Genomic DNA, 17279 nt, shown 5'->3' with positions numbered 1-17279 from the left:
TTAACACATAATGCTTTACAGTATTAATGAATACGCGATCGCTTCTAGACACCTGTGCGAGATTTATCAAATAAACTGCTCAAGAAACGAGGCTCAACATGGGATCTTTAAATTTTGTGAAGCTACTGGAGAATTCCATCAATGAACCCGGCTTAGGGTGGACTCTCTGCTTTATAGGGGAAGATCAATCTAACAAACTTGCAGAACTCACGCAGGAATTGAGAGGAGAATTTTCTGCGACAGGCGATGGAAAAGAGATTTTGTCAGGTTTTTCCTATTGGGGAATAGGCCCAACGATCGCCTGGGATCATGCCTGTAACGATCGATTCTATCTCGTGATGAAAGAGAGTATAGAATCTTTTAGATATCGATGGCATCAAATTAATGCTAATAATATCAAAGATCAAAAATATCATTATGTAAGTTTAGGCGTAGGCACGGGTGAAAAAGACCAACACATTTTAAGTTTATTGTTTCACGCAAATCCCGATTTCCTCTACTTTCCAGTTGATATGAGTTCGGAGATGTTAAGGTTAGGTGTACAACGGGCAACTAGAGGATCGCAATTGCAAGGTAGCCATGTGTTGCCAATTCAAGTTGACTTCTCAATTGAGAGAAATGTTGACGAGTTACGAAAACTACTAGATAGAGTTATCAATAACGGTTCCGTGCTATTTTCGCTATTGGGGAACACATTAGCTAATTTTCAACAAGACACAGAACTTTTGCGAACTATTTCTAAACTAATGCGAAGTGAAGATAGGCTACTCTTAGAAGTAGCTATCACTGAGGAATTAAGCGAAGAAGCGGCACAAAATGCAGCGAAAGAATATGCAAAAACTAAATCATTTAAAGAGTTTGTCACCAGCGCGTTGCTGCAAAATAGTGATTTACATATCGACTTAAATAGTGTATTTTTTGAAGGTATTGTAGAAGCTGATAGAGGAATTTTAATAAAAATCCTCTATCGCAATCTAACTGGAAACAAAATTGAAGTAACGTTACCTGATCGGTCGGTAATGAATTTTGAAGACCAAGATACGATTCGTTTATATCTGACTCGGAAATATACTTCTAATGGCATCGAGAAAACTATATCAGACTGCAACCTGGTGCTTGTTGATAGGCTACACACAGTATTAGAACCACGTTTAAAGAATGGATTTGGCATGGATTTAATCTTAATTGCCCCTGACTCTTCAGGAATTAACAAGAATCCTTCTGTAGCAAATGATATATGGTCTAAAAGGTAAAATGTGATATGAGTATGAAAAACCTAGTGAGTTTTATCACGTTTTTCCCTCTACTTCTGGGATTTCTTCTAGCCGCCGTCTGGTGGACTAGAGATGAAAAAAATTTGGAACCAATACTAACAGGTCTGGGATTATTAGCCACAATTACCGGGATTTTTGGCGAACGATGGGCATCAGCTAACGAAAAGAGGATAGAATTTCTGCGTGCCTTACTGAATGAATGCAGATCAAATGACGTAATTTTATCTGATGAGCGATTTAATCCAAACTCACACAGACCGGGACGACCGATAGTTTTTCCGCGATTAATTATATCAGTTACCGAAATAGCGATCGCTTCTGATGTCTTTGCAGAACGTCAAGATAGAGAGTTGTTTTCGCTTATACATCAATGGCGGCATACTGCTAATGAGTTTAACCGAAGATTAGATATTACCGAGTTGCGTACATTCACAAATTTGTCATCACAAGAAATTCGTTTGCTATACGAAGCGCTACAGCAGTCAAAAGAGTTCAATGATGCACTTAATTTAACTCAACATATCACAACTTTTTTGCAATCAAAATATCCTAAAGGCAGTGGTGATAGTGAAGTCCTAACTCCTTTGAGGAATTAATCACCGCAATCTCTGGGTAGATATTTAACAATCAGCCTGAAAGCACGTTTAAGATCAAAGTAAAGAAATATTTCGTAGCTTACAGGCATGAAACGCATCGTCTTGATTGCTGGGTTTGAATCATTCAACGCTGACTTGTACAGAAAAGCAGCCTTTTTGGCTAACTCTCGCTGTCCTGAGTTGGATATTCGAGTATTTAGCGATCGCGATCTTACCAACAAACGCACTGAGGTAGAAACAGCACTTGATGGCGCTGATGTGTTTTTTGGTAGCCTACTATTTGATTATGACCAGGTTGTGTGGTTGCGCGATCGCATTTCCCAAATTCCCATCCGTCTAGTCTTTGAGTCAGCCTTGGAATTGATGAGTTTAACCAAGCTGGGTGACTTTGCCATTGGCGACAAACCCAAAGGAATGCCCAAACCAGTTAAATTCATCCTCGACAAATTTAGCAATGGACGCGAAGAAGACAAACTTGCTGGTTACATCAGCTTCTTAAAAATTGGCCCCAAACTACTGAAATATATACCAGTGCAAAAAGTCCAAGACTTACGCAACTGGTTAATTATCTATGGTTACTGGAATGCTGGGGGTTCAGAAAACGTCGCTTCATTATTCTGGACACTGGCAGAAAAATACTTAGGTTTAAAAGTCGGCGATATTCCCCCGCTAGTCGAAACCCCTAACATCGGATTACTCCACCCCGACTATCAAGGGTTTTTTGAATCACCCCGCGAATATTTGGAATGGTATAAAACCTATTGTGGAGACGCGATGAATCGCGTCTCTACAAAACCGATTATCGGGATTTTACTCTACCGAAAACACGTCATCACCAAACAACCCTACATTCCCCAACTAATTCGCAGTTTTGAAAAAGCTGGGTTAACTCCTTTGCCCATTTTCATCAACGGCGTAGAAGGACACGTGGCGGTACGAGATTTAATGACAACCAACTATGAAATTCAACAACGACAACTAGGTAATATAGAGACTCCCTCACTATCTAATGAAGCAGTAAAAGTGGATGCGATCGTTTCCACAATTGGCTTTCCTTTGGTGGGTGGCCCGGCTGGTTCAATGGAAGCAGGGCGTCAGGTGGAAGTAGCAAAGCGCATCCTCACTGCCAAGAATGTACCTTATATTGTTGCCGCACCACTATTAATTCAAGATATTCACTCATGGACGCGCCAAGGTATCGGCGGATTGCAAAGTGTGGTGTTATACGCCTTACCCGAATTGGATGGGGCTATTGATACTGTTCCCCTTGGTGGTTTGGTAGGTGAAAATATTTATCTGGTTCCCGAACGGGTGGAGCGATTAATTGGTAGGGTAAAAACTTGGGTGGCTTTGCGGCAAAAACCTGCATCAGAACGCAAGATTGCGATCATTTTATATGGGTTTCCTCCCGGTTATGGTGCTGCGGGGACAGCTGCATTATTAAATGTGCCGCGTAGTTTGCTGAAGTTTCTCCATGCACTCAAAGAACAAGGTTACACCGTGGGGGATTTACCAGAAGATGGGGAAGAATTGATTCGCTGGGTGAAAGAAGCGGATGAAATTGATGATACAAAAAATATCCCTACGTCTGTTAACGCCCACACTCTAGAAAAATGGCTGGGATATCTGCAAACCTCCCGCATCGAAAAACAATGGAAATCTCTCACGGGAACTGGAATTAAAACTTATGGCGATGAATTCCAAATTGGCGGTGTGCAATTAGGCAATGTGTGGATAGGTGTACAACCACCTTTGGGGATACAAGGTGATCCCATGCGCTTAATGTTTGAACGAGATTTAACGCCCCATCCGCAATATGCTGCTTATTATAAATGGTTGCAAAATGAGTTTCAAGCTGATGCTTTAGTTCACTTTGGAATGCATGGGACGGTGGAATGGTTGCCTGGTTCTCCGTTGGGGAATACGGGTTATTCTTGGTCGGATATTCTGTTAGGAAATTTGCCTAATCTATATATATATGCGGCGAATAATCCCTCTGAGTCGATGTTGGCAAAACGTCGCGGTTATGGTGTGTTGATTTCTCATAATGTGCCTCCTTATGGGCGGGCAGGTTTGTATAAGGAATTGGTGGCGTTGCGAGATTTGATTTCAGAGTATCGTGAAGATCCACAAAAGAATTATGTCTTAAAGGAAGGAATTTGTAAAAAAATTGTGGACTCTGGGTTGGATGCTGATTGTCCGTTTGAGGATGCTAAACGGTTGGGTATTGCGTTTACGCCGGAGAATGTGCGGATGTTTAGTGTTCGTGCTTTTGATGATTATTTGGTGGGGTTGTATGAATATTTGCAAGTTTTAGAAAATCGGTTGTTTTCTTCTGGGTTGCATACTTTGGGGGAAAAGCCGAATGAGGAGGAGTTGGGGTCGTATTTGGAGGCTTATTTTGGGGGGGAGGAAGAAGTAAACGAACCGCAAAGGCGCAAAGAACGCAAAGAAGAAAGAGAAGAAGAAGGAAGAGTAATAAGGGATTTGTTGATGCAATCTACGGATGAGTTAACGAATTTGTTAAGGGGGTTGAATGGGGAATATATTCCGCCTGCGCCTGGTGGGGATTTGTTGCGGGATGGGGCTGGTGTTTTGCCGACTGGGAGGAATATTCATGCTTTAGATCCCTATCGGATGCCTTCACCTGCGGCGTATGAACGGGGACGAGAAATTGCTCAAAAAATTATTGTCCAGCATTTGGATGAATATGGTAAATATCCCGAAACGGTGGCGGTAATGTTATGGGGATTGGATGCGATTAAAACTAAGGGTGAATCTTTGGGGATTCTGTTGGAGTTGGTGGGGGCTGAACCTGTTAAGGAAGGAACTGGTAGAGTTGTTCGTTATGAGTTGAAGCCGTTGGCGGAGGTTGGACATCCCCGCATTGATGTGTTGGGTAATTTGTCTGGGATTTTCCGGGATAGTTTTGTGAATATTATCGAATTGTTGGATGATTTATTTCAACGGGCGGCTGATGCTGAGGAACCGGAAGATCAAAATTTTATTAGAAGACACGCCTTAGCTTTGAAAGCCCAAGGTGTGGAAAATGCATCGGCGAGATTGTTTTCTAATCCGGCGGGTGATTTTGGTTCTTTGGTGAATGATAGAGTGGTTGATGGGAATTGGGAATCTGGTGAGGAGTTGGGGAATACTTGGCAAAGTCGCAATGTGTTTAGCTATGGCAGAGAAGATAAAGGTCAAGCTAGACCGGAAGTGTTGAATACTTTGTTAAAAACTAGCGATCGCATTGTTCAAGAAATCGATTCGGTAGAATATGGTTTAACTGATATTCAAGAATATTACGCCAATACCGGCGGTTTGAAAAGGGCGGCAGAAAAACAAGGCGGGAAGAAGGTTACAACCAGTTTTGTGGAAAGTTTCTCGAAGGATACTACACCGCGCAATTTAGATGATTTACTGCGAATGGAGTACCGCACCAAGTTGGTAAATCCCAAATGGGCGCAAGCGATGGCAAATCAAGGTTCTGGTGGTGCTTTTGAAATTTCCCAACGGATGACGGCGTTGATTGGTTGGGGTGGTACTGCCGATTTTACCGATGATTGGGTATACGATCAAGCCGCAGAGACTTATGCGTTAGATGCAGAGATGGCGGAGAAATTACGTAAGGCAAATCCTGAAGCTTTTCGCAATATTTTAGGCAGAATGTTGGAGGCGCATGGGCGGGGTTTCTGGGAAGCTGATGATAAGAAGTTAGATAAGTTGCGCCAGTTGTATGAGTTGACAGATGAAGAGTTGGAAGGAGTGACGGTTTAGTAATAAAGCGATCGCTCTTACGCTTGAGACTGTGAAAATTTAAACGTTTAGTAATAAAGCGATGGCTCTTACGCTTGAGACTATAAAAATTTAAACCTTTGCAGCTAAGATTACTTCATGTATAAGAAAGGCTTAAGTTTTTCTTGTAAATGTATAAGTCATTGCTGCAAACGCTTAATACTTTGCAACAAATGCTTTTCCATGTATAAGAAAGGCTTAAGTTTTTCTTGCAAATGTATAAGTCGTTGCTGCAAATGTTTAATACTTTGCAACAAATGTTCTTCCATGTATAAGAAAGGCTTAAATCATTGCAGCAATTGTTGTAACAAACTTATGAATCTATTTATTACCTGGAATAAAATATAGTCTAAGTGAAATTAACTAAATTTTTTGAGATGCGATCGCAACTGATTTGCTATATTTTCCCATGACAATTAAAAAATAGTGGTATAAAACAGTACTACTAACTTAGTAGCAGAGATGCATTATGGCACGTCGTAAAAGAAATTCCACCGTTTTAGAACGAGCCGATCGCCGGATTGAAAGTTTACAATCTATCAGTGTAGAACTTGACTTTGGACAAGGATTGACTATACAAGCTTACACGGTGACAATTAACGATCTCCGGTCTAAGCTTGCTGCTTACAACACTGCATTATCTACCATTGACAAACTTACAGATGACGTGAATAACGCCGAAAAGGTTGTAATAGCGATGTCAGAACAAATGTTACTAGGAGTTGGCAGCCGTTATGGTAAAATCAGCCCAGAATACGAGATGGCGGGTGGTGCTAGACGAGGTAATACCAAGAAGAAGCGAAGCGTACTAGGCAATTCCAAACCCACCAATTCTTTAGCAGCCAATTCTGTTGAGGTTTCTTCTGCAAATGGATCTATGAATGGGGTATCGGGTGCGATCGTCAGTTGAGTAAAATCCAATAGGGTTTAGTGTCAACTTAAGCTCAAACACTCAATTTACCCTGGTTTGAGATCCCCCAACCCCCTTAAAAAGGGGGCACTAGTTCCCCCCTTTTTAAGGCTACGGTGTGTGTATACACAAGTTGAATTACCCCCCTTAATCCCCCCTTAGAAAGGGGGGAAACAAGAAAATCTAGTTCCCTCCCCTTTCCAAGGGGAGGGTTAGGGTGGGGTAATTTGAGAACTTGTAGTGATTCGATAACTTGTGTGTACACCGTAGCCTTTCCAAGGGGAGGGTTAGGGTGGGGTAAAACTGACGCGAAAAACCAGGTGAGTAAACTATTTCAGACTTGTGTATACACTGTAGCCTTGGCAAGGGGGGTTAGGGAGGATCGAAAATCTAGGTAGTACATCAAAAAATTTTGAAATGCTTATCAGATATTCTTCAAGTTGAGCGCAGCCCGCCAATTACTTCGTTTGTAGGACGGGCATCATAAAAAGGATTGAGCGTTTTATTGTGTAGTATATAAAAGAGCGCTTAAAAGTCCTCGGTCAATTGACTACTATGGTTGCAGACCACAGCATAGATTTTCAAACGTATCTAGAATCTCTGAGCGAGGATGACACATATAGAGATTGGCAAGATTTATACACGCCAACTGATGCCATAGACCGTCAAAGACTTGAACCCAAAAAATCGCGCAGACGCTTAGATTTGAGTTTGATGGTGCAAACAGTACCACAGCAACGAGAAGGTGAAGCACCAGACAGAGAAAAAATTGAACGGTTGAATATCCTCGAAGGGTTACTGAAGTATGCACCCGTCCATGTATTGCTAGTAGGAAGACCGGGTTCAGGCAAATCTACAGCTTTAGAACGTTTGTTGTGGGAAGAAGCCGAAAAGTGCAAGGGAGCATGGGAGCAGAGGAGCAGAGGAGAAGCGGAAAAGCTGACAAGGATTCCCGTGCTAGTGGAGTTAAGGCGCTACAAAACTTCGGTGCTGGATTTAATTCGGGACTTTTTGACTCGCTATAATTTAAACCTCAACAGGATAGAGATTGAAAATCTACTGTTTACAGGGCGATTTTTGTTAATTGTAGACGGTTTGAATGAATTATCCAACGATGAAGCTAGGCGAGATTTAGACGGATTTAGGCAGAAATACCGCCGAACGCCGATGATTTTTACTACGCGGTATTTGGGGGTGGGGGGTGATTTAGGTATTGAAAAAAAACTGGAAATGCAACCTCTCACAGAAGCGCAGATGCAGCATTTTGTCCGCGCCTATTCAGAGGTGGGTGATGAAATGCTGCGACAGTTGGCTGGACGCTTGCGAGAATTGGCGGAAACGCCGCTGTTATTGTGGATGCTGTGTGAAGTATTTAATGATGCTAAACAAATTCCTACTAGTTTAGGTGAGCTGTTTCGTTGGTTCTCTGGAGAGTATCACAAACTCAAGGAAAATGTACCAATTGCTGAAGGGTTACCTGAGTGGGAGGCTGATTTATTGCAGCATCTAGCATTTGTAATGATGCAAGGCGATAATTTGACTGAGTTGCGATTAACTATTTCTAAACAGCAAGCTAGGAATGTTTTAGCGGCATTTTTACAGAACAAAGTAGCTTTTAGTGAGAATTGTGCAAGAGAATGGCTAGAAGATTTGCTCAAGTATCACTTAATTCAATTGCGAACAGACGACCAGATTGAATTTCGTCACCAGTTGATTCAGGAATACTACGCCGCAGAATTTCTACTCCAACACCTTGATAATGTTAGTGATGAGAAGTTAAAACGGGATTATCTGAATTATTTGAAGTGGACAGAACCCGTGGCATTGATGTTGGGGTTGGTGAATGATGAAAGGCAAGCAGTGCGAGTGGTGAAGTTAGCCTTAGATGTGGATTTAAGGTTAGGCGCAAGGTTGGCAGGAGAGGTAAAGCGAGAGTATCAAGCTCAAACGGTTGGTTTAGTTGCTCAGTTAGAAGTTGACCAAGAACTCAAAATTCGGCTTTTATGCATAACACACTCTGACATAGCAAGATTACACTTACGCCAAGTGTTAATGACAAATGGACATGAAATCTACTGCCGTTATATTCTTCTTAATGCAAAAGGTGAAAGTAGTCATAATCCCATCTTTGTTCTAAATTTACAAAAACTTGCTGGTGATATTGAAGTTAGTATTACCTCTACCGAACAAATCCCAGAAGATGGGATTATTTGCAATACAAAAATAAATAAGTTTCAAGGTTACACGCAAATTAATTCCAACAATTCTGGTTGGTCTAAGTCATTCGCTGCATCTGAAGAAAGCATTAGGCACTCTGCAATTTCTTCTCTTGTTTATAAAGGAAGACCATTTGGATATGAGTTAGAAGACTGCTTTTGGTTTGGAGTGGATGACAGTGTAATAGAACGAGTTGGTATTGAACGGGCAAATTATTTACTATTTGAAGCTTTAGTAGATCAATCCCCTGATATTCGTAACTGTGCTGTGTCAATATTAGGTTTAATAGGCAATGAAGCAGCAATACCTACTTTATGTCAAACTTTAGAAGATGAAGATGATGAAGTAATTAGTAGTTCGGTAAATGCTTTAAAGCAAATTATTAAACCTGAGTTACTTACTCTCTTGTCGAAAAATTTATTAATGACTTCAACATGTACAAAAGAATTAATAGATGGTGTACTTACTAAAATTTCTCAAATCCAAGAGAAGCGTGGTTACTACAACGATACTATTGTGACTTCTTCACTTTCGGAAGAGAATCCGTCCAATAATTTACTCAATACTCTAAACACACTTAATCAAACACTCAAAAATATGTCAGAAACTCCTAAAAATGATTTCACAGGCGCTACCTTTGGCACTATCGTAGGCAGTGTTACAGGAAATATCCAAGGTGATAACATTGGCACTCAAAACAATTACGCGTCTACAAAAGATATTGCTAAATTAGAAACTGTGCTTGAGCAGTTGCTTGAGAAAATGGAGCAGGATAAACCGACTGTAATCGATGCTCAACCTATTGTTGCTCAAGCTGTTGAGAGTCATCCAGTACTTAAAAATAGGCAAGCGATTGAGCAAGTTATCAAAAATAATCCAATGCTCAAAGTACGTTTGCAAAGAGCAGTGACAGCAGCAGGTATTGAAACTGTAAAGATTTTATTTGCTCCTGCTGGTATTGCGATTGAAGCGATTAGGGCTTGGAATGAACCTAGCTAGTACCGCAAGGCGGAAGTCAAAAGTCAAAAGTCAAAAGTCAAAAGTCAAAAGTATTATGGAATAAGCTCTTTAGGGCTTTTCAATGGTCTGTTTATTTACGCGTTATCACCCGACTGTGGGGTTTGCCATGTTGCTCATGTCTTACAGGAGATGCGATGTAAACGATTCCTTCAATCAGTTCTGCTTTCTTGATATGAGGTGCAGCCGCATAACGCCGTTCAAATTCAGGGCGAGTTAGGCGATCGCCACTTTCAAGCGGAGGCAGATGTCTCTGGGGTGAGTACTCTCTAACCATTTGCCAATCCTTGGAGTTGCCGCAATACGGTTCGGTTAACCTGTTTTTCTCTCGAAGATCCCCCCAACCCCCCTTAAAAAGGGGGGCTTTTTCTAATCTTTACCCCCTTAAAAAGGGGGTCGCCGCAGGCGGGGGGATCTTATCCGAACCGTATTAGGAGTTGCCGGATACTTTTGACTTTAGCAAACCTCTGTTATCAGTTAGGATTTATTGATTTGCTGCTTTCCTCAAATTCCAAAAATCATAAAATGTAATGTTAATTGTCATCGTCTGTTCTACTGTGCGATCGCTTACTTGCCCAAGTTAGGCATCGCCGACAATTGATGCTGCATAACAGACGCCAACTCGCTATCATTGGCTAAGTGGGATGCCAGATACATCGATGGCAATACCATTTAGTTAGCAGTCTTTGTCAACTGCTTACACTCGCACCCATAAAAATTAGTTTGATCCACTTTCTATTCCCTGCTCTGTATTGTGATACGCATTACCTAAAAGTTATCTCACTAGGTACGGGGTGCAAAAAATACAAAAAATTCCTCAAGATTCAAGATTAAGGATAAGGCTATGGCAACCGAACAGTTAACTAGAGACAGCGACAATCTCGATTTAAATCAGCTGTTAAGAACGCTGAATGCTGTTAAACAGGGTGACTTCTCTGCTCGGATGCCCATAGACCATACTGGTGTAGCAGGAAAAATAGCTGATACGCTCAATAATATTATCGATCAAAATGAGCGGATGGCGGCCGAACTACAACGGATTGGTAACGTTGTTGGCAAAGAAGGCAAAATTGCCGATCGCGCCTCTCTCGGAGATGTTCGGGGTTCTTGGTCAGATTGTGTTACTTCTGTCAATACTCTAATTACAGATTTAGTTCAACCAACAGCTGAAACTACGCGGGTGATTCGGTCAGTTGCCAATGGTGACTTATCCCAAACGATCGCTACAGAAATTGATGGCAGACCCCTGCAAGGTGAGTTTCTCCAAACTGCTAATATCGTCAACACGATGGTAGATCGGCTCGGTTCCTTTGCATCAGAAGTTACAAGGGTTGCCCGTGAAGTGGGAACCGAGGGTAAATTAGGTGTCCAAGCCGAAGTGCAAGGTGTGGCTGGCACTTGGAAAGATTTGACTGATAACGTTAACTTGATGGCGGGTAATCTTACCGGACAGGTGCGAAATATTGCCGAAGTTGCAACTGCGATCGCAAATGGTGACTTATCCAAAAAAATCACTGTTAATGTTAAAGGCGAAATTCTCGAACTTAAAAACACCGTCAACACGATGGTGGATCAACTGAATTCTTTTGCGAGTGAAGTAACGCGAGTTGCGCGTGAAGTGGGAACTGAAGGGAAGTTGGGCGTGCAAGCCGAAGTTAAAGGAGTCGCCGGAACTTGGAAGGATTTAACTGACAACGTTAACTTGATGGCAGGAAATTTGACTGCTCAAGTCCGTAATATTGCGGAAGTAACAACGGCAGTAGCGAATGGCGACCTTTCTAAGAAAATCACTGTGGATGTCAAAGGTGAAATTTTGGAGTTGAAAAACACCGTCAACATCATGGTGGATCAACTGAATTCTTTTGCATCGGAAGTCACAAGAGTTGCGCGTGAGGTGGGTGCAGAAGGAAAATTGGGCGGTCAAGCAGAAGTTCGCGGGGTAGCGGGGACGTGGAAAGACCTGACCGATAGTGTGAATTTCATGGCGGGAAGCTTGACGGCACAAGTGCGGAATATTGCGGAAGTGACAACGGCGGTGGCAAATGGCGACTTATCCAAGAAAATCACTGTGGATGTGAAAGGCGAAATTCTGGAGTTGAAGAATACCATCAACACAATGGTGGATCAGCTTAATTCCTTTGCATCGGAAGTAACAAGAGTTGCGCGTGAGGTCGGAACTGAAGGGAAGTTGGGCGTTCAAGCAGAAGTCCGGGGAGTAGCAGGTACTTGGAAAGATTTAACTGATAACGTTAATTTAATGGCGGGTAATCTCACCGGACAGGTGCGAAATATTGCCGAAGTTGCGACTGCGATCGCCAATGGCGATTTATCTAAGAAAATTACCGTCGATGTCAGAGGTGAAATTCTTGAACTCAAGAATACCATCAATATCATGGTGGATCAACTCAGTTCTTTTGCAAGTGAAGTGACGCGGGTTGCGCGTGAGGTGGGCAGTGAAGGTAAACTGGGCGTGCAAGCAGATGTGCGTGGTGTGGCTGGCACTTGGAAAGATTTAACCGACAGCGTGAACTTCATGGCGGGAAGTTTAACGGCACAGGTGCGAAACATTGCCGAAGTGACTACGGCGGTTGCAACAGGCGATTTATCTAAGAAAATCACTGTCGATGTCAGAGGTGAAATTTTAGAACTCAAAAATACCATCAACACAATGGTGGATCAACTCAATTCCTTTGCATCAGAAGTAACAAGGGTTGCGCGTGAGGTGGGAAGTGAAGGTAAATTGGGCGTACAAGCAGAAGTGCGCGGTGTGGCAGGCACTTGGAAAGACTTGACCGACAGCGTGAATTTCATGGCTGGAAGCTTGACGGCTCAGGTGCGAAATATTGCGGAAGTGACTACTGCTGTGGCAAATGGCGACCTATCTAAGAAAATCACCGTTGATGTCAAAGGCGAAATTTTGGAGTTGAAAAACACCATCAACACAATGGTGGATCAACTCAGTTCCTTTGCATCGGAAGTGACGCGGGTTGCACGGGAGGTAGGAACGGAAGGCAAATTGGGTGTGCAAGCAGAAGTTAGAGGAGTAGCAGGTACTTGGAAAGACTTGACCGACAACGTAAATTCAATGGCGGGGAACCTCACTGACCAAGTGCGAAACATTGCCGAAGTTGCAACTGCGATCGCCAATGGTGACTTATCTAAGAAAATTACTGTTGCTGTCAAAGGCGAAATTCTCGAACTCAAGAATACCATCAATATAATGGTGGATCAACTTAATTCCTTTGCAAGTGAAGTAACGCGGGTTGCCCGTGAGGTGGGAAGTGAGGGTAAATTAGGTGTACAAGCAGATGTGCGCGGTGTGGCTGGCACTTGGAAAGATTTAACTGACAGCGTAAACTTCATGGCGGGAAGTTTAACGGCACAGGTGCGAAACATTGCCGCCGTCACCACCGCCGTAGCTAATGGCGACTTATCTAAAAAAATCTCCGTTGATGTCAAAGGTGAAATTTTAGAGTTGAAAAACACCGTCAACACGATGGTGGATCAACTCAATTCCTTTGCATCGGAAGTTACAAGAGTTGCGCGTGAGGTGGGAACTGAAGGGAAACTGGGCGTACAAGCAGAAGTTAAAGGTGTAGCCGGCACTTGGAAAGATTTAACCGACAGCGTAAACTTCATGGCGGGAAGTTTGACGGCGCAAGTACGAAATATTGCCGAAGTTACCACCGCCGTAGCTAACGGCGACTTATCTAAAAAAATCACCGTCGATGTCAAAGGTGAAATTCAGGAACTTAAAAACACCATTAATACAATGGTGGATCAGCTGAATTCTTTTGCATCGGAAGTTACCAGGGTTGCCCGTGAGGTGGGAACGGAAGGTAAATTAGGCGTGCAAGCTTACGTCAGAGGAGTGGCTGGAACTTGGAAAGATTTGACCGACAACGTGAACTCGATGGCAGGGAACCTCACCGGACAAGTTCGCAACATCGCTGAAGTTACGAAAGCAGTAGCTAATGGCGACCTTTCCAAGAAAATTACCGTCGATGCCAGAGGCGAAATTTTAGACTTGAAGAACACCACCAACACGATGGTAGATCAACTTAGTTCCTTTGCCAGTGAAGTAACGCGGGTGGCGCGGGAAGTGGGAACTGAAGGGAAGTTGGGCGGACAAGCGCAAGTTCAAGGTGTCGCGGGGACTTGGAAAGATTTGACAGATAACGTGAACTCGATGGCGGGGAACCTAACGGCACAAGTGCGCGGTATCGCCAGAGTTGTAACGGCAGTTGCTAACGGTGACTTGAAACGGAAACTGATGTTAGATGCCAAGGGAGAAATTGAAACCTTGGCAGAGACAATCAACGAGATGATTGATACCCTCGCAACCTTTGCCAATCAAGTAACCACAGTGGCGCGGGAAGTGGGAATTGAAGGGAAATTAGGGGGACAAGCGAGAGTACCTGGGGCGGCTGGAACTTGGAAAGATTTGACAGATAACGTCAACGAACTCGCTGCTACACTGACAACTCAGTTGCGATCGCTCGCCGAAGTTGCTACAGCTGTAACTAAGGGTGATTTAACTCGTTCAATTGCCGTCGAGGCACTAGGGGAAGTTGCCATCCTCAAAGACAACATCAACCAGATGATTGCCAATCTGCGAGAGACAACACAGAAAAACACCGAACAAGACTGGTTGAAAACTAACTTAGCCAAGTTTACCCGAATGCTGCAAGGGCAGCGAGACTTGGAAACTGTATCTAAACTAATTCTCTCCGAACTAGCACCCTTGGTAGGAGCGCAACACGGCGTATTCTTCCTCATGGAGTATGGGGAACATACACCCTATTTGAAATTAATTAGTAGCTACGCTTACCGCGAACGCAGACATCTAGCTAACCGCTTCCACTTGGGTGAAGGTTTGGTGGGACAATGCGCTTTAGAAAAAGAGCGGATACTGCTGACGGAAGTGCCAAGTGATTATGTCAGAATTTCCTCTGGTTTAGGAGAAGCCACGCCTTTGAATGCTGTGGTATTACCTGTACTTTTTGAAGGACAGGTGACAGCCGTGATTGAATTAGCATCCTTCCGCCGCTTTAGCGAAATTCATCTGACATTCTTCGACCAGCTTACCGAAAGTATTGCGATCGTCCTCAACACGATCGCCGCATCGATGCGAACTGAAGAATTACTCAAGCAGTCGCAATCTTTGGCTGAAGAACTCCAAACTCAGCAAAGCGAACTCCGCGAAACCAACAAGCGCTTAGAACAACAAGCCCAATCACTCAAAACCTCTGAGGATTTACTCAAAGGACAGCAAGAGGAATTGCAACAAACCAACGCCGAATTGGAAGAAAAGGCAGAGTTGTTGGCAATGCAGAAGAAAGAAGTTGAGCGCAAAAATCGGGAAATTGAACAAGCAAGAGTCTCTTTAGAAGACAAGGCTGAACAACTCGCCCTCTCTTCAAAATACAAATCAGAATTTCTCGCCAACATGTCCCATGAACTGCGGACACCGCTAAACAGCTTGTTGATTTTGGCGAAATTATTGACAGATAATATCGATCACAACCTCACCGCCAAGCAAGTAGAATATAGCCAAACAATTTACTCAGCCGGTACTGATTTGTTAGCATTGATTAATGACATTCTGGATCTCGCTAAAATTGAATCTGGAACCATGTCCATTGACATGACCCAAATGCCATTGGCAGAGTTGGGCGAACAAATTGAGCGTACCTTCCGACAAATCGCTCAGAGCAAAGGACTTGCTTTCGCAATTGAATTTACTCCCGAATTGCCAAATAGCATCTCTACAGATGTCAAACGCATACAACAAGTGTTGAAAAATCTCCTCTCCAACGCTTTTAAATTTACAGAGCAAGGGGAGGTACGCTTACGGATTGCGGTGGCCAAGCTAGGGTGGAGCAACGACCATCAAACCTTAAATAGTGCCGAGATTGTGATTGCTTTCTCAGTCAGCGATACAGGCATTGGCATTGCCCCCGAAAAACAGAAAGTGATTTTTGAAGCATTCCAGCAAGCCGATGGCTCTACCAGTCGCAGATACGGCGGCACCGGATTGGGCTTATCAATTAGCCGCGAAATCGCCCGTCTCTTCGGCGGCGAAATTAAATTAATCAGTCTACCAGGTGAAGGTAGTACCTTTACGTTCTATCTACCACAATTCAGTGCTGAGTTACGAGCGCTGAGTCCTGAGTTGACATCAAAACCACTCCTCACTCCCCACTCCCTACTCAGTACAGACGCGATTAATCGCGTCTCTACCCACTCCTCACTCATAAATGACGATCGCACTACTATTGAAAGAGGCGATCGCGTGTTACTAATTGTCGAAGATGACGTTAATTTTGCGCGTATCCTGCTAGATATGGCGCAACAACAAGGATTTAAGGTGATAGCTGCCCAAACCGGTAGTACAGGTTTGATGTTAGCGCAGCAATTCCTACCTTCAGCCATTTTGCTAGATATCCGGCTGCCAGAAATGGATGGTTGGACGGTATTAGATCGTCTCAAACATGACCCAAATACCCGTCACATTCCCGTACATATCATGACCGTTGAAGAAGGGAGACAACGCGGTTTACAACTAGGTGCGATCGCATATCTGCAAAAGCCCTTAACCAGCGAAACAATATCCGAGGCGTTGACCAAAATTAAAGGTTTTGTTGAGCGCCAGGTGAAAAATTTATTGGTAGTCGAAGATGATGATACTCAACGGCTGAGTATTGTTGAGTTGATTGGTAACAGCGATGTTTTGACCACAGCAGTGGCTAACGGTGCAGCAGCTCTAGAAGCTATTCGCAGCCAGCATTTTGATTGCCTGGTTCTCGATTTAGGGCTACCCGACATGACCGGGTTTGAACTGATTGAGCAGATAAAGCTTCTACCTAACGGCAAAACTTTACCAATTATTGTCTACACAGGTAGAGAAATTAGTAAAGCTCAAGAAACAGAACTCAGACGAATTGCCGAGACAATCATTATTAAAGATGTGCGATCGCCCGAACGTCTCCTCGATGAAACAGCATTATTTTTACACCGAGTCCAAGCAAATTTACCTGAACCGAAGCGCCAAATACTCGAACAACTGCATTCACAAGACTACTTACTCACTGGCAAAAAAGCGCTAATTGTAGACGACGATATGCGGAATATCTTCGCCCTGACCAGTATGTTGGAGCGTTATCAAATAGAGGTTATATATGCTGAAAATGGCAGAGAGGGGATTAACCTGTTAGAAAATACACCAGATATTGATGTCGTTTTGATGGACGTAATGATGCCAGAAATGGATGGTTACGAAACAACACGCGTAATCCGTCAAAACGATCGATTTAAGTCTTTGCCGATTATTGCACTGACTGCTAAAGCCATGCTAGGCGATCGCGAGAAGTGTATTGAAGCCGGTGCATCAGACTACATTACTAAACCCGTAGATACTGAACAATTGCTGTCGCTGTTGCGTGTTTGGCTATATCGTTAACCGGATCT

General features: G+C 43.2%; 6 protein-coding genes and 1 pseudogene. 6 read left to right on the top strand and 1 reads right to left on the bottom strand.

Going from position 1 to position 17279, the window contains the following annotated elements:
• Positions 1 to 98: 98 nt before the first annotated feature.
• The 5 genes from NLP_RS00465 to NLP_RS00445 all read left to right on the top strand — a co-directional run bounded on the left by NLP_RS00465 (position 99) and on the right by NLP_RS00445 (position 9791).
• Positions 99 to 1253 carry an L-histidine N(alpha)-methyltransferase gene (locus NLP_RS00465; protein WP_104904677.1) on the top strand — a complete coding sequence of 385 codons (1155 nt, stop codon included), beginning with the start codon at positions 99 to 101 and terminating at the stop codon, positions 1251 to 1253.
• Between the two features lie 8 nt (positions 1254 to 1261).
• Entirely contained in the window at positions 1262 to 1870 is a 609-nt protein-coding gene (locus NLP_RS00460; RefSeq protein ID WP_158680238.1) for a hypothetical protein, read from the top strand.
• An 87-nt stretch (positions 1871 to 1957) separates the two neighbouring features.
• A complete protein-coding gene (bchH, locus tag NLP_RS00455; protein ID WP_104904675.1) occupies positions 1958 to 5647 on the top strand; it encodes a magnesium chelatase subunit H in 3690 nt (1229 codons plus the stop codon).
• A 487-nt stretch (positions 5648 to 6134) separates the two neighbouring features.
• Positions 6135 to 6575 carry a hypothetical protein gene (locus NLP_RS00450; protein WP_104904674.1) on the top strand — a complete coding sequence of 147 codons (441 nt, stop codon included), beginning with the start codon at positions 6135 to 6137 and terminating at the stop codon, positions 6573 to 6575.
• A gap of 555 nt (positions 6576 to 7130) precedes the next feature.
• Positions 7131 to 9791: a HEAT repeat domain-containing protein gene (locus tag NLP_RS00445; protein ID WP_104904673.1), complete on the top strand. Its 2661-nt coding sequence runs from the start codon at positions 7131 to 7133 to the stop codon at positions 9789 to 9791.
• A gap of 100 nt (positions 9792 to 9891) precedes the next feature.
• Here NLP_RS00445 and NLP_RS00440 read toward each other — a convergent pair.
• A pseudogene (locus NLP_RS00440) lies at positions 9892 to 10086 on the bottom strand (Uma2 family endonuclease); the annotation flags it as partial.
• Positions 10087 to 10653: 567 nt separating this feature from the next.
• Between NLP_RS00440 and NLP_RS00435 the strand changes: the two are divergent.
• Complete coding sequence (locus NLP_RS00435) at positions 10654 to 17271, top strand: HAMP domain-containing protein (protein ID WP_104904672.1); 6618 nt, start codon at positions 10654 to 10656, stop codon at positions 17269 to 17271.
• Positions 17272 to 17279 lie beyond the last annotated feature (8 nt).

It is taken from the genome of Nostoc sp. 'Lobaria pulmonaria (5183) cyanobiont' (assembly GCF_002949795.1).
Classification (GTDB): Bacteria; Cyanobacteriota; Cyanobacteriia; order Cyanobacteriales; family Nostocaceae; genus Nostoc.
Note: the sequence above shows the minus strand (reverse complement) of the source record. Positions and strands in the feature narration are given on the sequence as shown.